Raw genomic sequence first — 18,838 nt, forward strand, 5'->3', positions numbered from 1 at the left:
CCGCTTTTTCTAATATTTTCCACTCTTGACCTTGAACTAGGTTTTGATCCGAATGATTTGAAGGACTGTTTGATTGTTGTTCTGAAGATGGTTTTGGTGGCCAATCTGACATTATGCTTTCCTAAATAAAGGTTTTGGCACATGATACAGTTAATCAATTCACCTGCCTATATTGATCTGTAAATCTTCTTTATCTCGTTGTTTTTAGCTTATAATTCAGGTAAATTTTTTCATTATTATTTTGGTTTATTGATTTTTCTGTGAGTTATGCAAAACAAGTCTAATGGATTAGCTTGGCTACTACGCCTATTTCATTACACGCCTTTAAAGTTGTTACAACTTTTAGCGGTGATGATCGCTAATATTTTGTCGATTATGCCATCGTTTAAGACCATTCAAGCGATTCGGCTGAATATCGAAATTGCACTTACCGATTTATCAGCTCCTGAACGAGAACACGTTACTCAACAAGCCATCAGAAATGAATTGTGCTCCTATTTTGAGTTCTTCCACGTTTGGAGCAACAACAATCAACAAAACCTCGCATTGATTCATCAAGTCCATGGACATGAACGCCTGAAGCAAGCTTTAGCTGAAGAAAAAGGTGCTGTTCTGATTGTGCCACACTTTGGCACTTGGGAAGTGATGAATGCGTGGATTTCACAACATACCGATCTCACCATCATGTATATGCCGATCAAAAATCCAAACATGGATCAGATCGTACTTGAGGCGCGCCAACGTGAAGGTGGAACACTGGTACAAACCAATGAAACTGGTGTGAAGCAAATCTTCAAAGCATTAAAGAATGGTGGCACGACGGTGATTCTTCCAGATCATACACCAAAGCAAGGTGGTGAGCTCGTGCCGTGGTTTGGTGTCCCTGTGGAAAGTAGCCAGCTCTGTGCAAAAATGATTCAGAAGACAGGCGCACGTGCATTGATACTTTATGCGCTTCGAAATGACCAATCAGGCTTTGACATACATATCGAAGCGATGGATCCGCAGATTTATGATCGTAGTCTAAATGGTACAGCAATCATTCATCAACATATTGAACAGCTTATTCGACGTCATCCGCAGCATTATCATTGGAGTTATAAACGCTTCAAAGCCAACCCTGAAAGCAAAAAAGTATATAGCTTGCCTCATGCAGAAAGCATCGACTTAATTCGCACCATTCAAGCTCGGGATAGCTAAACCCGCACTATGCAAGACTGAATCGTCGGTCGGCTCAATCCACTTTCGATCTGCTCGTCGATATTGCCATGTCCAAGCTGAGTCAGCATCTTTCTGCTCAATATGAATGCCACCCATTTGTGCGGTGTCTACATAAGGAATGTTTAAAGCATTTAATCGTGCAATGGTTTCAGGTGTTGGATGTCCATAACGGTTGTCGACTCCCACAGAGATGACAGCTAGTTTCGGTTGAATTTGTTTTAAAAAATCATAGGCTGAACTATGCCGACTACCATGATGCCCAAGCACTAAAATATCAGCTTCTAAATCAGGATAATCTCGCATCAATTGGTATTCGGTGAGCCAACCTGCATCGCCCATCATGAGAATTTTGAAAATGTCGGTCGCATGATTCGAAGTGATTAAAACCACACATGAGCTTTCATTTGTACTTTGTAATAAGCCACTTTCAATCGGTTCATTTGATATTGGTGAAAGTACCTCAAATTTCACCTCACCCCATTGCCAAGATTGACCTCGCTCACATTGGATAAATGGCACATCGGGATAATTGGTCACACCGTCTTCTTGTTCATTACTGCGCAATTGTTTTACAGCGATCTCTCGCACAATCGCATCTGTACCACCACGATGATCAAGATCAAGATGCGTCAATAATATTTCATCCAATTTACGAATACCTTGATCACGCAAATACGGCACGATCACTCGGTCGCCCATCGTCGGTTGACCTGCTTGCCATGCCCCCATACCTGTATCTAGCAACATATGATGCTTCTGTGTATGTACCGCAATGGCTTGCCCCTGCCCCACATCAAGAATATCCACCGTCAAATGTGCACGCAAACTTTGTTGAAAAAATATCGGAATCAGAAAAAATATTGCCCAATAACGAGCAATCAACCCTTTAGGCAACATCAAAATCGCAACAGCAATCGCAATACACAATAAGCTCATACCAGTGAAAAAGCTCGGTAAATATAACGCCGTCGCAATCGGCTCAATCGCCTTTAAAATCGAATGAAAAATGGACAATAAAAATACTGAGAATCCCCACAGCAATTCACCTGAAGGCTCACCAATGATCGGAATCACTTGCCAAATCAACGCCGATAAAATATTCAGCGGCACAATAATCAAACTTAAAAATGGAATCGCAAGCAAATTGACCAATGGTGAAAGAATTGAAACTGCCTTAAACTGCCACAGCACGATTGGTAATAAGGCAATAAATACACGCCATTGCGTCTGCAACAATACGGAAAAAGCATATTTTAAATGATCGACAAAAGTATCTTCAGGATGCGTTTCATGTTTTTGTACTTGGCGATAGATCAGGAGTAAAATCCCTGATGCGACAAAAGATAGCCAAAATGCTGCGGATAAAATCGCAAAACAATCCAAAATTAATACAATCACCGCCGCCAGTAGCAACATCGTCAAAGTTGAAATCTGCCACCGTTGCCATAGACAAATACTGGCAATGCAGGCAATCAACCACGTGCGTAATGCTGGAATCTCAAAGCCTGTAAACACCACATAAAAACTGACAAGGCTTAGAAAGATCGGGATATAGAATAATTGTCGTGGAAACTTTAAATAGAGCGTTTCTAATCGACCGACTCGCATAGACAGATGTAACGTTTTCATCAAAGCCCACGTCAACATCGCAGCCAAAAGCAACACATGTGGTCCTGAAATTGCTAAAAGATGACTAATGCCCAGCACCTGAAAACGCTGTGTGGTGGCTTGATCAATACCGCTTCGATCACCTGTCAATAAAGCTAAAAGTAACCCTAGTTCTTGGCTATGCTGTGCTGTTTCAAAGTCGTTGTGATGACTAAAATTGTTTTGCTCTAAAAGCTGTTCACGAAACCTTAGCCGTAACTTTTCAACCTGTAATCGCCAATCATTGAGCACTCCACGTTGATCCACGACGAAGCGATACCAACCCATCGACTGAACATCAGAAGCCGTAATCGGCTGACTATAAAGTACAGTTGCTGTGCCTTGAATAGCTTGCTGAAGCAACCATTTTTCTTGATCAAAGCCACCACGATTAACATAGCCATGCGGTGGCTTAATGTCCAAAGTCATTTGATAAAATTGTCCAAGTCCCAACTGATCGGTACTCATGCCAATCACTTCACCTTGCGCATCATAAATCCGTTTGGGATAAAGTAATATTTTTAGACTACGATTTTGTTCGGGAATGAGGAGCTGTGCGGGCTGTCGCCAATTTTCTAATTTACCTTCACTAAGTTGTGAAATATAGACAATGCCTTCAACGGTTTGTCGTTCAACCACATCATTGGCAAGTCGATGCTGTAAACGCTGATCGGCATAGCTCATTGCCAACATCAACGTTGAAATAAAAGCAATGGATTTGAGTGAAAATTTGAGCCATTTCCACTGCAAAGCTCGATCAAAACGCCACACTAAAAGCAATAGTGATAATGAAATGAGGCAAGGAATCAGCCAATAAAATGAATAAAAATTTTCAATCAGTCCAAGTGGCACACCAAGCGTGGCGATACCGATAATCCATGCCAAACACAACCAGCGAATCACGACCTTGTCGCCTTTTTAGTACAAGTTATTAAAATAAATTTTTTATAATGAATCACTGCTTGACCATAATTAATATTTTATATTCTGATAAATTTAAAAGTAATTGAAGCCCAGTGAATTGTCGAGCGATTTATTTAAAACTGTTTAGAAAAAAACTGACCCATTTGCATAGATCAGTTCTTATAAATTTCAATCAAGATCAACGATTATTCTGCGTTAAACCATGCACCATCACGCATATGCAAGATTCGATCTGCGGACTGGGCAAGCGATTCGTCATGCGTCACGATCAACATCGCCATTTGACGATCTGTCTGCAATTCTTTCAGCAAACTAAAAATGCCTTGTGCCGTTTGACGATCAAGATTCCCTGTCGGTTCATCAGCAAGAATCAAATCAGGATCAGTCACCAATGCACGAGCGAGTGCCACACGCTGACGTTCGCCACCTGATAGCTCACCTGGTTTATGATCCATACGGTGGCTTAAACCGACTTGCTCAAGTAGCTTTTCTGCTTTCATTTTTACTTCAAGAAAAGTCGTGCCCTGACGAAGCATCAATGGCATACAAACATTTTCTAAGGCATTAAACTCAGGCAAGAGATGATGAAACTGATAGACAAAACCTAAATAGAGGTTGCGCTGATGTCCACGCTCCGCTTCTTTTAATGTATCAAAGCGTTGTCCTTTGAGGAAAATTTCGCCTTGCGTTGGCGTATCCAAACCACCAAGCACATGCAGTAGCGTACTTTTACCCGAACCACTTGCACCGATGACGGAAACGAATTCACCTTGTTGTACTGATAAGTCTAAGCCACGTAGTACATCCACTTGATTACGCCCATCATCAAAACGACGATGTACATTTTTTGCTTCAAGGACAATATTGCTTTGGCTGTTCATCGCTTGACGCTTTTCATTAGTCATATTTTCATTACTCATAACGTAGCGCCTCCGCAGGTTGTGTCTTGGCTGCACGCAAAGCAGGATAGATCGTTGCAAGGAAGCTGAGTAGCAAAGACAACACCACAATCACTGCCACATCACGCCATAGCAGCTCTGACGGTAAATAATTAATCACATACGCAGCGAGTGGATTCAATCCTAAAGCATTGGTCACCCAGCTAAATACTGAGCTAATCGACAGTGCCACGGTGACACCGAGTATCGTCCCGAAGAATGTGCCGATCACACCAATGACGGTGCCATGCACAATAAAGATTTTGGTAATGGTGGATGGCGTTGCGCCCAATGTCCGTAAAATCGCAATATCAGCTTGTTTATCAGCGACGATCAGCACCAATGACGATACGATGTTAAATGCAGCAACCAGTACGATGAGGAAAAGTAATAATCCAATCATGAATTTTTCCATTTGGATCGCACTAAACAAGCTACCGTGTGTATAACTCCAATCCGAACCATAGAAATGTGGAGGAAGTTGACTTAACGCTTGATCAACCACATCAGGCGCTGCGAATACATCATCAAGCTTCATACGTACACTTTGCGCACCCTCAGGCAGTCGAAGCAAAGTTGCTGCATCATTTAAAGCAATATAACCGATCAAACCATCAACATCTGCACCGACGCTAAAGATACCAACTAAAGTAAAGCGCTTAAAACGAGGCACAACACCCGCTGGTGATGGTGTCGCTTCAGGCAGAATCAAAGTGATTTTGTCATTGACACGTAGTCCAAGCGCATCAGTGAGGCTCTTACCCAAGATGATGCCGTATTCGCCTTGTTGCAGATTATCCAGTGAACCTTGCACCATATTGTCTTGAATAATGGATACACGTGGCTCATATTTTGGGTCAATCCCATTCACCACAAGCCCTGTCACCTGTCCCTGTGAGGTGATCATCCCCTGCAATTGGGTAAATGGCGCAGCACCTTGTACATGTTCAATATTTTCTACGACAGGTAATATATTTTGCCAGTCAGTGATGATATGATTTGAAGACACGGTCGCCTGTGGCACCATACCAAGGACACGGTTTTTAATTTCATTTTGGAATCCGTTCATCACTGATAAAACAATGATGAGTACCGCAACACCGAGCATCATGCCAATCATAGAAGATAAAGCATGAAAAGAGATAAAACGATTACTACGACGCGCTCGCGTGTAGCGTAAGCCTATGTAAAAAGCGATCGGTTTATACATACGATCAAATCCGAGGAAGTAAAAAATGGTTCAAACTCAGCACACAGCTCCCCACGGCGAACGTCGCCAAAGCTCACGAGCTGATGCATTATTGAGATTTAATTATCAGGAGATCAGCAAAGAACAAGCAGAACTTGATCCCTACAATCCAGAATTTATGATACCACGATATTTTCTTTTACTTTCAGAACTTGCACAAATTGACAGCGTTCTTGAGTGGGAAATTGACGCAATTAAAACAGAACATCCGGGATTTGGACACATTTTCAGTTTGCTCAATCAAAAAATCGATTTGATCAATCATAGCACTTACGATTCTCTCAAAGGCATGTTGCCTAGCCCTGAACGAGTGAACATCTCTGAAAGTGGTTTGTCATTCTTCACCAAATCATCAATGCAAAATGACAGCTACATCCATCTTACCTTTATGGATACCGAAAAGCACCTCCAAGTCGCTGCCACTGCACACGTGGTCTACACCCTTGAAGGTGACGATGGCAAATATCGTATCGGTGCGCACTTTGTCAATCTACATGATGAAGATCGTGAAAAACTGGCGACCTGTGTAGAGCGCATCCACAACGAAGAACATGAAGACGCTGACAACGCTGAAAGCTAGAACTAAATTTGGCTAAATAGATGATGATTTCAACGTATGCGCTCACGAAGCATACGTTGAATATCATGATAAAAATAAATCAATAAGCCAATAAAAATCACCACAATGCCAAAATACACCTGCATCGACAAATACTCTTGATTGAGCACCGCACCCAAAATCAACGCAATAATAGGGGTCATCACGGTCGTCAATGACAGCGTGGTCGCTGAGATATTTTGAATCAATTTAAAATAGCAAAACATCGCCACAATCGAAGCCACCACAGCGGTAAATAATAATGCAGAAATCGACTTGAGCGATGGCATTGTTGTTGGCACTTGATCCCAAATAAATGGAATAAAACCAATCGCAATAATGGTTGAGAAAATAATAGAACCCGAAGCCTGCGCAAATGGTGTGACTGGCGCATTAATCTGTTTGACGAAATACATGGAAAAACAATAAATCGTCACACTCGCCAACACCAAGAAAATCCCAATCACATTGAAGTGCATACTCTCTTGCGCAAGCAAACACATGCTACTTAGCCCTGCGAGCGCCACAAACATCCCTAACCACTGCAGAGTTCGAAGTTGTACAGAAAACCAAGTTGCACCAACTAAACCTGTGATTACAGGTGCCATGCCAAATACCATCGCAATAATACTTGAGGACAAATGTGCTGTAGCAAGATAAGTAAACGTCTGCGATACAATCAGACTAAGGCTTCCTGCGAGATAGCTCAGACAAGTCTGCCGTGTGAATGTGAGCGGAATCTTCATCAACCACACCAAGCCAAGTGTCAGCGGCAAAGCAAGGAAGAAACGCAGTACCATCGACCACATCGGTGCAATCGTATCCACACTCCAGACGATCGCAAGCGGTGTCGATGCCCAAATAAAAATAAGTGCGATGTAAGTAATCACCGCATTTTGCTTGGAGATATTCATGCTTTACTCAAGAATGTGTATTGTGAAAATTTGGTCGCAGATAAAATAATTTTAAGCTTTAGTCACTCGAATCTGTTTACGAATCGTCTGCTCTAACGCATTGGCAAACTCACGTTTATCACGCTCATTCATTGCTGCAGGACCACCCGTTTGCACTCCTGCTCCACGTAGGCTATCCATATAATCTCGCAGATGCAATCGTGCTTTAATATTATTGACGGTGAAAATCTCACCACGTGGATGAATCGCCACACCACCTTTTTCGATCACTTGTGCCGCTAAGGGAATATCTTGCGTAACAACAATATCATTGGCTTGCATACGCTCAACAATGGTTTGATCCGCCACATCTGCACCCGATAATACTTGCAAAGTCTTAATCCGTGTTGAACGTGGAATATTTAAGGCTTGATTCGCCACAAAGGTCACTTCAAGGGCGAAGCGATCTGATGCACGATAGATAATATCTTTAAGCACATTGGGAATGGCATCGGCGTCGATCCAAAGGTGAAATTGAGGTTCAGTAGCCATGAAAAAAATGCAGATCATCTAGAATAATCTGCATTGTAGTCATATTTCGCTGAATTTACCCTATAAAAATAGAGCGTTTTACCGTGGTTGCATCCGAATTCCACCATCAACACGGATCGTTTCACCATTCATATAGGCATTTTCAATGATGAATTGTGCTGTTTGAGCGATTTCATCAGGTTGCCCAAGACGCTGTGGGTTCAACACCGTCGCAGAAAGTGACTCAATGACTTTGTCACCTAAACTATCAAAGAGTGGTGTGTGAATCAATCCAGGTGCAATGGTATTTACACGGATAGCATACTGCGCAAGATCACGAGCAATCGGCAAGGTCATTCCCACAATGCCACCTTTGGACGCACTATAGGCAGCTTGACCAACTTGCCCCTCAAAAGCGGCGACCGATGCAGTATTAATAATTACCCCACGCTCACCGTCAACCAATTCATTTTTTGCCATTTGCTCTGCCGCAAGGCGTAGTACGTTAAATGTACCCACTAAATTAATTTGAATGATTCGATTAAATTCTTCAAGTGGGAAAACGCCATTCTTACCAAGCGTTTTCACTGCTCCGCCCACTCCAGCGTAGTTGATACAAATATGAATCGCCCCAAAACGCGACATGGTTTGCGCTACTGCCTGCTGTACAGAAGACTCATCAGCGACATTGGTTTTGACAAATAAAACCTGATCTGAAAATTCAGATGCCAGTGTTGCTCCTGCAGATTCGTTAAAATCCAAAACCGCTATTTTTGCGCCCAACTGAACAAACCGCTTAACAGTTGCCAAACCCAATCCTGATGCACCACCAGTAATAATGGCTACTTTATTTTCCAGATCCATATACTTCTCACCTCGCTTACTTTGCCACATACACTAGCACAACAAATGTGTATCCTCTTTAGCGTAAACCGTCATTTCGCATTGTCATTTTCGTCAATATGTTTAAGTAACATAAATTCTGTTTTACTGACAAACACTTGAAAATAATCATTTATGCCTTATAACTATAAAAAAATCCAACCCATTAAAGTCGAATACTTATGAGCCAACAGTCGAGTAACAAGCAACAACCTGAAATCATCTCTGTAAGCTGTGAAAACTTCGGCGGTCATGCCGAACATTGGCGCATCTTAAGCCAACAGCCTGAAAATGAGGTCAGTGGTTGGATGCAACAAGCGCTCGATACTGCAAGTTCGCCAATGGGGCTTTGTGCGAGTGAAGATGATTTACCCAAAGATGTTTGGCTACTTCAAGGTCCACAGCAACCAATTCATCTACAACAAATCGTCGCTGTAGAAAATAATCATCCAAAGCACTTTATTACCGCATTTCCATCCTTCGACAGTCCGTACAAAGTCAATGCCAAAGTTGGACGTATTCTTGCTTGTCCGAATAACCATGAAGCCGTACTTCGTCTTGAGCTTGATGATACTAGCGTAATCTATGCCTATGATGCGCTCTATGTAGTCAATCAACAACAATACGATGCCAACACCACTTATCAAGCCGAACTCTCTGCATGGGGCTATGGACTCGAAGCTGTGCCAAATAAAGAAACCATGCTCATCGAAGACCCTGCGGCGATTCGTCACCATCGCGCTTTAAATGATATTTTGGCAGATCATAATGGTGAAACACCTGACAATCTGCAAGATTTACTTGCTGCATGGCAACCTACAAGTCCTGAAGATGAAATGCCTGTGACCCTCGATATTTCCAAAATGGTCGCTTATCTTTACGGCGAAACCATGGGTCAAGAAGATGAAGCGTGGTTTCAAGGCGATATCGTTGGGAAAAGCCACGGACAGTTTTTTGATAAATCCATCACACTTTATGATGTAGCGATCATGCGTGAAGAAAAAGCCAAACCTGTCATTTTGCGCTTAGCTGTTGCAAAGACTCAGCAAGAATTTGAAATTGGTGAATTTATTCGCGGAAATGTATGGATTCAAACAAAAATATATGCTACAACTGACAGCTAAGTCTAATTACTATGCAATTACAAGGCATAACAATGAAAAGCGATGTCCAACAGCCTCAGCCGATGGAAGCCATCTCTTTATCCAGTCTAAAGGTAGACAAGTTTGCATGTCTGTTCTTCTGTTTGGGTATTGTGCTTAGCGCTTGGTTTCTACACAGTTTCATTATCTAAATAAAAAATCGGTACAATGTAATTGCAACCGATTTTTTAATGTCCATGTTTTGATAATGAACAAACCAATCAACAGATCAACCATACTGTTTTGCAAAGTCCTGCATAAATTCAACTAAAGCTTCTACACCTGCCAACGGCACCGCATTATAAATACTGGCACGCATACCGCCCACAGAACGATGTCCTGCAAGATTCAATAAATTGCGTTTTTCCGCCTCTACCAAGAAAGTTTTCTCAAGCTTCTCATCTGCCAAAGTGAATGGCACATTCATGATCGAACGATTGGCTTTGGCAATTGGATTTTGATAAAAACCACTTTGATCAATATAACCATAAAGCAGATTGGCTTTTTGCAGGTTAATTTGATGCATCGCATCTACCCCGCCCTGCTCAAGTAACCATTCAAATACCAATCCTGATAGATACCAAGAATAGGTCGCTGGTGTATTCACCATTGAACCATTCTTCGCTTGATCGGCATATTTCAAGATACTTGGGATTTCTGCTTTGCTTTGATCGAGTAAATCATCACGCACGATGACGATGGTCAAACCCGCAGGGCCAATGTTCTTTTGTGCACCTGCGTAGATCACGCCAAATTTTGATACATCGAGTGGCGCAGACAAAATACTCGAAGAATAATCACACACCAGTGGCGCATTCGCATTTGGAATGCCTGCAAACTGAATTCCGCCAATCGTTTCATTATCAGCATAATGCACATAAGCTACGTCATTTGAGAGATTCCATGCAGATTGATCAGCGATAGCCATCTTGCCATCGACAGTAGTTACTGCATCAATGACATTGACCTCGCCATAACGCTTTGCTTCTTTGAATGCTTTCTCAGACCAAATCCCAGTATTGATATAGTCTGCTTTGCTATTTTTACCAAGCAAGTTCAGTGGGATCGCAGAAAACTGAAGTGATGCACCACCTTGTAGAAACAACACTTTATAATTCTCAGGAATCGCAAGCAATGTGCGTAAATCGGCTTCAGCCTTTTCCGCCACAGCCACAAAATCAGCGCTACGATGACTCATTTCCATGATCGACAATCCTTTGCCCTGCCAATTGGTCAACTCTTGCTGTGCTTTTTCTAAAACAGCAGTAGGCAATGCAGCTGGACCTGCACAGAAATTATAGGCACGCATGGGATGTCCTCATAAAATGGGCGAAAAAATAGATGCCTATTTAAGCATAAAGACAAATCATAAAAAAGAAGACGAAGTGCAAAGAAGGTCTTTTGGATAATCGCTTATTTCAATTAATTGATTGACTTTAATCAAACTAAACACTCAATTTTTATTTTCATAAAAAATAGAGTGAAGAAAATCTGTAAACGCTCTGTAATTTTTATGTCTAATGTTTGATCTATTTTTCATAATTCCTGACAAATTATTTTGCATTTTTGCGTTCGTCATTACGAAGCACTGACAATCTCCATTGTAATGTTATCTTATAACTAGAATTTATCACCAAACTGTAAACCCTATTCATCATTTCTACATTTTTTTACTAGCATGGCTTCCGTACCTTGCATTGATGCCTAATGCAGTACGATTTATTCCATTGCACATTAGAGTGAGCGAGTTTGAGCACTTAAATACTTCGATGACTTTGGACAAATTGTTCTGAATTTTTAAAGGATGCCTATTATGAAACTGGTTAAAACATTATTGATCACAGGTTTAACAACGCTTTCTATCTCAGCTTTAGCTGGTGAAACGATTGAGCAAGCACCTGCAACTACACCTGAAGCACAGCTCAACGTACAAGCTGATGCGCAAGCACCTCAAGATGCAACTATCGTATCTACACAAGATGCTTTAGCTCAAGGTACTGCACCAACTGAAGAACAATTGAATCAAGCTGCTGCTGATGTAAAAGCATCGGATAAAGCCGGTGACAAAGTTGCTCTAGAAGAAGAGCAAGACAAAAAAGATAAGCAATAAGCTGAAAGTGCTTGTCTTTAAGAGTTCGTCTTAAAACTTTGTTGGGATTGAGATCATCATTTGGTGAGCTCAACCTTTTACTATTCTAAGTACAAAAAAATTAAATCAAAAATCATTTCAAAATATATAAATTTAGTCACACATTATTAATTTCAGATCAATCTCACGCTATGTTTAGCGAGCTAGATAACAAGTGCATAAAAAGTAGCGAATGGACCAACTACCTTAATAATGCGAATAGTTAAATTTATAGCGACAATCTATTATTGATCCAAGTGTAAAAGAACCCCTCATGAAACTCCTAAACGCACTTCTTATGACTAGCCTATTCGCCCTCACTACAACGACTTTTGCAGATGATACTTCTGAAGCAACAGAAGCGACTAGCAAATCCAAAGTATAAGTTGAAATTTTTGACGTTGAGGTTGAACCTGTTGAGCAAATCAATGATGACGCAACAGCAGATCAAGAACCTGTCGCAGATGAAGCACAGCCTATTTATGGCAACCCAGAAGATATATTGACTGAATAAACGCGTTAGAAATAAAAAGCTGAAAATTAAAAATGAGACCTTTGCGGGTCTGATTTTATTTTGCGCTTTTAAATTTTGCGCTTTTAAATATAGTTATCAAAATCTGACGAAGTGAGCCGATAAGCCGGGTTCTGTCGTGAACGATCATTCCTCTAGGCGCACAATCACTCATACGCTCCAGCAACCTACCCGAATCCAGCGCGGGTCACGCCTCAGGATTCCTATTTGGTCTTGCTTCAGGTGGGGTTTACCTTGCCATGCACTGTTACCAGCCATGCGGTGCGCTCTTACCGCACCCTTTCACCCTTACCGTAATCCCTCCCAACCTCCCTTTAGAAAAGGGAGGAGTTCCCCCTTAGTAAAAGGGAGATTTAGGGGGATTTCGGCGGTCTACTCTCTGCTGCACTTGCCGTCGGCTCACGCCGCCCAGACGTTATCTGGCACCTTACCCTTTGAAGCCCGGACTTTCCTCCCCTACCTCAGTCACGAAGACCTCCGTAGCAGCGATCGTCTGGCTCACTTCGGCGCACATCTTAGCAAAAAACCAAGCAAAAAACTTGGAGAAAAAATATTTTTTGCATCAACTATTTTTCATATCAACTTTTTGCATCGATGATGCGTTGATACTTTTCAAGGAGTTGCTCTTCTGTTTCGATGTGCCGTTCATCTTTTGGAATACAGCTAACTGGACAGAGTAATGCGCACTGTGGCGTATCATAATGCCCAACGCATTCGGTACATAGCGCAGGATCAATTTCATAAATGTCCTCGCCCATATAGATTGCTTCATTCGGGCACGCAGGCTCACAGACATCGCAATTGATGCATTCATCTGTGATTGTTAACGCCATAATTGCTCCCTTAAAATAAGTTTAGCTTATCATCAATAAAGTTATCAGTTCGAAGTGCTGTAACAAACTACCAACCTTGATGATGCTTACGCTCAAACGCCTCTGTCACTACTTTTGGTACAAACTTGCTCACATCACCATTTAATCGAGCAATCTCACGCACCAAAGTCGAAGAAATAAATGAATATTGCTCCGATGGTGTCAAAAAGACGGATTCAAAATTGCTATCCAACTGACGATTCATATTTGCCAATTGAAATTCATATTCAAAGTCAGAAATCGCACGCAAGCCACGCAGTACAGCCGTTGCTTTTTGTTCTTGGAAAAAATTTACCAACAATCCATCAAAACCAACAAATTCAACATTATCCAAATGGCTCAGTGAGCTTTTAGCAAAAGCAACCCGTTCTTCTAAACTAAATACAGGATTCTTATGATGCCCGATCGCAATCGCCACCACCACTTCATCAAACATTTTGGATGCTCTCGTCACCAAATCAATATGTCCATTGGTAATTGGATCAAAAGTCCCTGGATAAATAATACGTGTTTTCGTCATGCGATTCTGTGTCATGCTTATTGTGCCTTGTGCATCACTGTGGTTAATCAAATCTTGCGAAATTAGAAACTGCGACAGGTTAAATAGTGTGATAATTAAATCATGCTTTATTCTAGCAAAAACTTGATTTTTTAGCTAAAGTCACCATTGAAAAAACAACGCTAAAATAATCAACCATTGTATACATGATGGTTTGTTGTTGGTTTTTTATAAAATTTTTTGGAAAAAATTGATTTATGGCAAATGCAAAAGTCGTCAAAAAAAATAACTCTGGCACCATCGCACAGAACAAACGTGCTCGCCATGATTATTTTATTGAAGAAAAATTTGAAGCAGGTTTGTCATTGCAAGGCTGGGAAGTCAAATCTTTACGTGCTGGGCGGATGAGCTTGGTCGAAAGCTATATTACCTTTAAAAATAACGAAGCGTTTTTATTTGGTGCGCAAATCCAACCGCTACTTTCAGCATCCACGCATGTAGTCGCAGAAGCTACTCGTACGCGTAAACTTCTGCTTTCTCGCCGTGAGTTAGATAAGTTACTTGGCGCAGTCAATCAAAAAGGTTATACCTGCGTGCCATTGGCATGTTACTGGAAAGGTCATTTGGCAAAATTAGAAATCGCCTTAGTAAAAGGTAAACAGTTACACGACAAACGCCAAACAGAGAAAGACCGTGACTGGCAACGTGATAAAGCACGTCTGTTTCATCAGTAATTTTGCGCTGCAAAACTCACAAATTTAAAAGATTTTTTAGTCTGAAGTTGAAGCTAATGTTAGCTTCAATTTCACATCTGCAATAATGTAGTTGATGTAATTGTTGATGTAATTTAGGTTCAATACAAGGCAACCGAACGATGGTGTACATTCAGTACATCGAGTGAGGTTAACACAGTAGTGAATTAAATTACTTCGACGACTCAAAATTCGGCTTATAATCAAAGCCAATATCCATCACCCGATCTTGAAACGGCTTTAACGGTTTTTTATTTAAGCTCATGCTATTCACGACATTATTCGGGAAAATCTGAATACTGTTATTAAAGTGCTCAACATTGCGGTTAAAAATGCTAATCGCTGCGCCAACATTTTCATTCTGATCGGTGATTTCGTGCATGAGTTTTTGATAAATCTCATTGGCTTTGAGCTCAGGATAAGCTTCCACTTGCACATGAATGCCTTTCAGCAATTGTGAAGTTTGCTGCTCAATTTGCTCAAGCTTTGCCACATCTTGGGTATTTTGATTAAGGTTTAAAATATTCTGACGCAGTGCACTGATTTGTGTCATCGTGCTTTGTTCAAAATCATCATAACGGTCAATCAAAGGTTGCAAATCATCGAGAATTTTAACTTTTTGACGCTCAAAACTTGCCACATCAGACCACGCACGTTTTGCCGCATTTTCATTTTTGACGATATTATTGCGAATCACGATAAAGAAGAAAATCACTAAGACGATAATGCTCAGAAAAATAATTAAACCCATTGCCAAACTCCCCCGAAGATGTTGTTGATACAAAGCTAAGCTGTGTTCAAGTAGGTTTTAGAAATTGTTATTAATCGAAAAAATTGCGACGCAAATCTTCCATTGATCTGATTGTAATCTATTTTTGGTTTAAATCCATGATGAGCTTTGATAATTAGATTGATGATTTACTCCTAATTAGTCCTAAATTCACAACGCTAAAAATTCAGACAACACCAATAAACTCAGAGTGATTTAATAAAACTCAATCTTTTTGTCTTCTTTTATAAAAACACGTTCATCCATAAAACTTCGAATAATCGCCTGTAAGCTTTTCTGCATACGCTCATAGTGCGGTGCTTTTAATGTTCGCAAATGCCCACGAAGCTGTGAAATATCATCAATCGACTTAGATCGTACACGAGTTTGGAAAATATCTTGCGTGCTGATATAACAAAAGGCCTGCATCTGATCGTGAAACATCAATGTACCACGCATATGATCAAGCTGACTGGCTAAAGTGAGAATACGACTTGGCGTTAAATTCTTCGCAAGTTCAAACTCTTGCTGCCCATAGAGATGAAAGTCCCGATTGAACTGCGCATCGCTACTCGTCCAAGAGATCGGATATCGTTCATATTTTTGTCGTTCATTACTTACGCAAAATGCCAAATTTGGCATGTCAAACACACATGCACCCCAAAAGTTTTTTCTAATCTGTTTGGTAATGGGCTCACCCTTGCTTGTTGGAATTTCAACTTCAGTCAAAGCCAAATATTGGAATAGTAACACTGGAAAATCATGACCTTGAACTTGCCACGACGTCGCTGCAAAATCCACGATTTCATTGCCTGCATTACCCTGATTTAAGCTTGCAAAGCCCTGTCGAACCCGAGCGAGCATATAGTTTGGATTCATGCCTGCTTGGGTATTGAAATTTGGGAAATGTGCAAAACGAACATTATATTGATATTGAAAAGTGAGTGTTTCTAGGTTATTGATAATGCCTTCCACATCACTCTGATGCTCTACGGACAAATAAGCAAAACATCCAACCGCAATGCTCAACAACCACACTGTAATCAACAAGCCACCGTGATCGTACAAAAATATTGATGCAAATAAGATACTTCCTGCACAACACAATAATAAAAAGTAGCTTAATAAATTGTTGTAGCGCAGATTGGTCGATACACGCCATGGATGTAAACCATCCAAAATCGCCTGCTTGGATTTAGCAGTGCTATAGAGATCAATAAGTTTTTCAATATTATGTGCGACTTTCTGATTCATCCGTTGATGAAAGTGCCACCGCTCATAAATTTTATTGACTGGCATGACGATCCTAATGGTTATTCATTGTCTAAATTTATGGAGAAATTGCCGTACGTAACTGGTCAATAAGCATTGCATCACCATAGCTAAAGAAACGATACTTTTCCGCTACCGCATGTGCATACGCCGACAAAATATGTTCACGACTCGATAACGCAGACACCAACATCAATAAGGTCGATTCTGGTAAATGAAAATTGGTAATTAAACGATCAACCACCTTAAACGCAAAGCCTGGATAAATAAAAATCTGCGTGTCGCCAGACCATGCTTTCAACTCACCACCATGTGCCGATGCTGCACTTTCTAGCGCACGTGTTGCGGTTGTTCCGACTGCAACTACTTGATTACCTCGTGCTTTGGCTGCTTGAATTTTTTCGACTGTCTTTTCAGGCACTTCGCACCATTCAGCGTGCATGACATGCGTTTCGACTTTTTCCACCCGTACAGGTAAAAATGTCCCTGCACCAACGTGTAACGTAACAAAATGATATTCAATGCCTTTGGCTTTTAATTTTTCTAACATCGCTTCATCAAAGTGTAAACTTGCCGTCGGTGCTGCAACACTGGCAAGCTTATCAGGATCATGAAATACCGTTTGATAACGCTCACGATCGATCTCTTCTGCCTCACGGTTAAAATAAGGCGGAATCGGAAGCTGTCCATATTGTTCTAAGATCGGCAAGATGGGCTGAGAAAACTCGACAATAAATAAATTCTCATGCCGACCTTGCACTGTCGCAGGAATCCCATCTTCCCCGATGAAAATTTGTGCGCCTGCTTTTGGTGTATTACTTGCCTTAATATGACAATATGCTGTGATATCAGACGTTAAACGCTCTACTAAGACCTCTATCGCTCCGCCCGAAGCACGCTTTCCTTTTAACCGTGCTTTCATCACTTTGGTGTCATTGAGGATCAGCACATCGCCTGCATTCAACAAATCCAAAATATCAATGAACTGATGATCATGATACTGCCCATCTTGATCGAGATGTAATAAGCGGGAAGCACTGCGCTCTGCCAGTGGATAATGTGCAATCAGTGCTTCAGGTAAGTGATAAGAAAAATCAGACAGTTGCATAATACGTCATCGAATAAAAACTCAACTTATTATACGTGATAAACGAGGCATTGACTGGCAGAATACCAAGCATCGCTTAAATGCTATTCAAAATGATATAACAACCTCTTATATGTACTAAAATTAATCATTCAAGTCATGAAATATATTGACAGAATTTTAGAACAACGTAATATGTGCATCACTTCCTGCCTTCCCGAGGTGGTGAAATTGGTAGACGCGGTGGACTCAAAATCCACTGTCAGAGATGACGTGTCGGTTCGAGTCCGACCCTCGGGACCATAGTTCGAAAATCGTAGGAAAACAAAATTCCTAAAACCCTAAACTTAAATATGAGTTTGGGGTTTTTCTTTTGCGGATTTAAAAATTACTTTAAACCCAGCCAGACAATTTATCACTGGTTATCGTAGCGATAAGCATCTGCAAGTCGTTGTAAAAGTGCTATGATAAAACCTCTACGATTAGGTACTTTCTAATAATATTTTGCTTTATTGAGGACATGAATATGACACAAGCTATGCAAAATCCTGTTGGCTTTGCAGGACAAATCTCTGCTGAACAAATTCCTCAAGTCGTCGAAAAAGGCTTTCGCTCTGTGATCAACAACCGTCCAGATATGGAAGGTGGCGCTGAACAACCAACTAGCGCACAGATCGAAGAAGCTGCTCGTACAGCAGGTTTAGATTATGTCTATCAACCTATTATTGCAGGTCAGATCACTGAGTTTGATGTCCGCACATTTGCAAACCATTATAACGAACTGCCAAAGCCAATCCTGATGTTCTGCCGTACAGGTAATCGCTCTAACAACCTATATCAGTTGGCAAAACAAATGGATTTGTTGGAGGATTAATAAAAAATCTTCAAATAAAAATGGAAGC

At 41.0% G+C, this 18,838-nt stretch carries 19 protein-coding genes, 1 tRNA gene and 1 other RNA gene; 8 read left to right on the forward strand and 13 right to left on the reverse strand.

What is annotated here, in order from left to right; genetic code table 11:
* The first annotated feature begins 267 nt into the window (after nt 1–267).
* Nucleotides 268–1,200, forward strand: a complete 933-nt coding sequence (locus tag ACE3PQ_RS02615; RefSeq protein ID WP_374294970.1) for a lysophospholipid acyltransferase family protein — start codon at nt 268–270, stop codon at nt 1,198–1,200.
* Here the strand turns inward: ACE3PQ_RS02615 and ACE3PQ_RS02620 are convergent.
* The 3 genes from ACE3PQ_RS02620 to ACE3PQ_RS02630 all read right to left on the reverse strand — a co-directional run bounded on the left by ACE3PQ_RS02620 (nt 1,168) and on the right by ACE3PQ_RS02630 (nt 5,940).
* On the reverse strand, nt 1,168–3,771 hold the full coding sequence (locus tag ACE3PQ_RS02620; protein WP_374294972.1) for a DNA internalization-related competence protein ComEC/Rec2: 2,604 nt from the start codon (nt 3,769–3,771) through the stop codon (nt 1,168–1,170). The two genes, ACE3PQ_RS02615 and ACE3PQ_RS02620, sit on opposite strands and share 33 nt — an antisense overlap.
* Before the next feature lie 206 nt (nt 3,772–3,977).
* Nucleotides 3,978–4,673: a lipoprotein-releasing ABC transporter ATP-binding protein LolD gene (lolD, locus tag ACE3PQ_RS02625; RefSeq protein ID WP_374295007.1), complete on the reverse strand. Its 696-nt coding sequence runs from the start codon at nt 4,671–4,673 to the stop codon at nt 3,978–3,980.
* 31 nt (nt 4,674–4,704) lie between these two features.
* Nucleotides 4,705–5,940 carry a lipoprotein-releasing ABC transporter permease subunit gene (locus ACE3PQ_RS02630; RefSeq protein ID WP_374294974.1) on the reverse strand — a complete coding sequence of 412 codons (1,236 nt, stop codon included), beginning with the start codon at nt 5,938–5,940 and terminating at the stop codon, nt 4,705–4,707.
* 25 nt (nt 5,941–5,965) lie between these two features.
* Between ACE3PQ_RS02630 and ACE3PQ_RS02635 the strand changes: the two genes are divergently transcribed.
* The gene (locus tag ACE3PQ_RS02635; RefSeq protein ID WP_374294975.1) at nt 5,966–6,559 is read left to right on the forward strand and encodes a PilZ domain-containing protein; all 594 of its coding nucleotides are present in this window, start codon (nt 5,966–5,968) and stop codon (nt 6,557–6,559) included.
* Nucleotides 6,560–6,588: 29 nt separating this feature from the next.
* Here the strand turns inward: ACE3PQ_RS02635 and ACE3PQ_RS02640 are convergent, their stop codons facing one another.
* From ACE3PQ_RS02640 to ACE3PQ_RS02650, 3 genes are all read right to left on the reverse strand, one after another.
* Entirely contained in the window at nt 6,589–7,491 is a 903-nt protein-coding gene (locus ACE3PQ_RS02640; protein WP_374294977.1) for a DMT family transporter, read from the reverse strand.
* A 51-nt stretch (nt 7,492–7,542) separates the two neighbouring features.
* On the reverse strand, nt 7,543–8,022 hold the full coding sequence (locus ACE3PQ_RS02645; RefSeq protein WP_374294979.1) for a YaiI/YqxD family protein: 480 nt from the start codon (nt 8,020–8,022) through the stop codon (nt 7,543–7,545).
* Between the two features lie 78 nt (nt 8,023–8,100).
* Nucleotides 8,101–8,865 carry a 3-hydroxyacyl-CoA dehydrogenase gene (locus ACE3PQ_RS02650; RefSeq protein WP_374294981.1) on the reverse strand — a complete coding sequence of 255 codons (765 nt, stop codon included), beginning with the start codon at nt 8,863–8,865 and terminating at the stop codon, nt 8,101–8,103.
* Between the two features lie 200 nt (nt 8,866–9,065).
* Between ACE3PQ_RS02650 and ACE3PQ_RS02655 the strand changes: the two genes are divergently transcribed.
* Nucleotides 9,066–10,007: a hypothetical protein gene (locus ACE3PQ_RS02655; RefSeq protein WP_374294983.1), complete on the forward strand. Its 942-nt coding sequence runs from the start codon at nt 9,066–9,068 to the stop codon at nt 10,005–10,007.
* A 32-nt stretch (nt 10,008–10,039) separates the two neighbouring features.
* Nucleotides 10,040–10,177, forward strand: a complete 138-nt coding sequence (locus ACE3PQ_RS02660) for a hypothetical protein (protein ID WP_298890890.1) — start codon at nt 10,040–10,042, stop codon at nt 10,175–10,177.
* A 77-nt stretch (nt 10,178–10,254) separates the two neighbouring features.
* Here the strand turns inward: ACE3PQ_RS02660 and serC are convergent, their stop codons facing one another.
* Entirely contained in the window at nt 10,255–11,334 is a 1,080-nt protein-coding gene (serC, locus tag ACE3PQ_RS02665; protein ID WP_374294985.1) for a 3-phosphoserine/phosphohydroxythreonine transaminase, read from the reverse strand.
* A 504-nt stretch (nt 11,335–11,838) separates the two neighbouring features.
* Between serC and ACE3PQ_RS02670 the strand changes: the two genes are divergently transcribed.
* Entirely contained in the window at nt 11,839–12,135 is a 297-nt protein-coding gene (locus ACE3PQ_RS02670; RefSeq protein ID WP_374294987.1) for a hypothetical protein, read from the forward strand.
* Nucleotides 12,136–12,771: 636 nt separating this feature from the next.
* Here ACE3PQ_RS02670 and rnpB read toward each other — a convergent pair.
* From rnpB to coaD, 3 genes are all read right to left on the reverse strand, one after another.
* An RNA gene (gene rnpB, locus ACE3PQ_RS02675) (RNase P RNA component class A) lies at nt 12,772–13,190 on the reverse strand.
* A 73-nt stretch (nt 13,191–13,263) separates the two neighbouring features.
* The gene (locus ACE3PQ_RS02680; RefSeq protein ID WP_374294989.1) at nt 13,264–13,518 is read right to left on the reverse strand and encodes a YfhL family 4Fe-4S dicluster ferredoxin; all 255 of its coding nucleotides are present in this window, start codon (nt 13,516–13,518) and stop codon (nt 13,264–13,266) included.
* Nucleotides 13,519–13,585: 67 nt separating this feature from the next.
* Complete coding sequence (gene coaD / locus ACE3PQ_RS02685) at nt 13,586–14,077, reverse strand: pantetheine-phosphate adenylyltransferase (protein WP_374295009.1); 492 nt, start codon at nt 14,075–14,077, stop codon at nt 13,586–13,588.
* Nucleotides 14,078–14,313: 236 nt separating this feature from the next.
* Here coaD and smpB point away from each other — a divergent pair, with 236 nt between their 5' ends.
* A complete protein-coding gene (gene smpB, locus ACE3PQ_RS02690; protein WP_374294991.1) occupies nt 14,314–14,790 on the forward strand; it encodes an SsrA-binding protein SmpB in 477 nt (158 codons plus the stop codon).
* Between the two features lie 190 nt (nt 14,791–14,980).
* Here smpB and ACE3PQ_RS02695 read toward each other — a convergent pair whose 3' ends face one another.
* From ACE3PQ_RS02695 to queA, 3 genes are all read right to left on the reverse strand, one after another.
* A complete protein-coding gene (locus ACE3PQ_RS02695; protein WP_374294993.1) occupies nt 14,981–15,559 on the reverse strand; it encodes a LemA family protein in 579 nt (192 codons plus the stop codon).
* Between the two features lie 234 nt (nt 15,560–15,793).
* Nucleotides 15,794–16,876: a hypothetical protein gene (locus tag ACE3PQ_RS02700; protein ID WP_374294995.1), complete on the reverse strand. Its 1,083-nt coding sequence runs from the start codon at nt 16,874–16,876 to the stop codon at nt 15,794–15,796.
* Between the two features lie 31 nt (nt 16,877–16,907).
* A complete protein-coding gene (gene queA, locus ACE3PQ_RS02705; protein WP_374294996.1) occupies nt 16,908–17,957 on the reverse strand; it encodes a tRNA preQ1(34) S-adenosylmethionine ribosyltransferase-isomerase QueA in 1,050 nt (349 codons plus the stop codon).
* 195 nt (nt 17,958–18,152) lie between these two features.
* Between queA and ACE3PQ_RS02710 the strand changes: the two genes are divergently transcribed.
* A tRNA-Leu gene (locus tag ACE3PQ_RS02710) sits at nt 18,153–18,239 on the forward strand.
* A gap of 235 nt (nt 18,240–18,474) precedes the next feature.
* Nucleotides 18,475–18,810: a TIGR01244 family sulfur transferase gene (locus ACE3PQ_RS02715; RefSeq protein WP_374295011.1), complete on the forward strand. Its 336-nt coding sequence runs from the start codon at nt 18,475–18,477 to the stop codon at nt 18,808–18,810.
* The last annotated feature ends 28 nt before the right edge of the window (nt 18,811–18,838 follow it).

The sequence above is a fragment of the Acinetobacter sp. genome, from assembly GCF_041911495.1.
In the GTDB taxonomy this organism is placed as follows: domain Bacteria; phylum Pseudomonadota; class Gammaproteobacteria; order Pseudomonadales; family Moraxellaceae; genus Acinetobacter.

Bases quoted from the DNA above. Each gene is read 5' to 3' on its own strand.
- queA (WP_374294996.1), bottom strand. From the start codon at position 17,957: ATGCAACTGTCTGATTTTTCTTATCACTTACCTGAAGCACTGATTGCA.
- ACE3PQ_RS02630 (WP_374294974.1), bottom strand. From the start codon at position 5,940: ATGTATAAACCGATCGCTTTTTACATAGGCTTACGCTACACGCGAGCG.
- ACE3PQ_RS02645 (WP_374294979.1), bottom strand. From the start codon at position 8,022: ATGGCTACTGAACCTCAATTTCACCTTTGGATCGACGCCGATGCCATT.
- ACE3PQ_RS02650 (WP_374294981.1), bottom strand. From the start codon at position 8,865: ATGGATCTGGAAAATAAAGTAGCCATTATTACTGGTGGTGCATCAGGA.
- ACE3PQ_RS02660 (WP_298890890.1), top strand. From the start codon at position 10,040: ATGAAAAGCGATGTCCAACAGCCTCAGCCGATGGAAGCCATCTCTTTA.
- ACE3PQ_RS02615 (WP_374294970.1), top strand. From the start codon at position 268: ATGCAAAACAAGTCTAATGGATTAGCTTGGCTACTACGCCTATTTCAT.
- ACE3PQ_RS02635 (WP_374294975.1), top strand. From the start codon at position 5,966: ATGGTTCAAACTCAGCACACAGCTCCCCACGGCGAACGTCGCCAAAGC.
- ACE3PQ_RS02695 (WP_374294993.1), bottom strand. From the start codon at position 15,559: ATGGGTTTAATTATTTTTCTGAGCATTATCGTCTTAGTGATTTTCTTC.
- ACE3PQ_RS02655 (WP_374294983.1), top strand. From the start codon at position 9,066: ATGAGCCAACAGTCGAGTAACAAGCAACAACCTGAAATCATCTCTGTA.
- ACE3PQ_RS02700 (WP_374294995.1), bottom strand. From the start codon at position 16,876: ATGCCAGTCAATAAAATTTATGAGCGGTGGCACTTTCATCAACGGATG.
- ACE3PQ_RS02670 (WP_374294987.1), top strand. From the start codon at position 11,839: ATGAAACTGGTTAAAACATTATTGATCACAGGTTTAACAACGCTTTCT.
- serC (WP_374294985.1), bottom strand. From the start codon at position 11,334: ATGCGTGCCTATAATTTCTGTGCAGGTCCAGCTGCATTGCCTACTGCT.
- coaD (WP_374295009.1), bottom strand. From the start codon at position 14,077: ATGACGAAAACACGTATTATTTATCCAGGGACTTTTGATCCAATTACC.
- ACE3PQ_RS02680 (WP_374294989.1), bottom strand. From the start codon at position 13,518: ATGGCGTTAACAATCACAGATGAATGCATCAATTGCGATGTCTGTGAG.
- smpB (WP_374294991.1), top strand. From the start codon at position 14,314: ATGGCAAATGCAAAAGTCGTCAAAAAAAATAACTCTGGCACCATCGCA.
- lolD (WP_374295007.1), bottom strand. From the start codon at position 4,673: ATGAACAGCCAAAGCAATATTGTCCTTGAAGCAAAAAATGTACATCGT.
- ACE3PQ_RS02715 (WP_374295011.1), top strand. From the start codon at position 18,475: ATGCAAAATCCTGTTGGCTTTGCAGGACAAATCTCTGCTGAACAAATT.
- ACE3PQ_RS02640 (WP_374294977.1), bottom strand. From the start codon at position 7,491: ATGAATATCTCCAAGCAAAATGCGGTGATTACTTACATCGCACTTATT.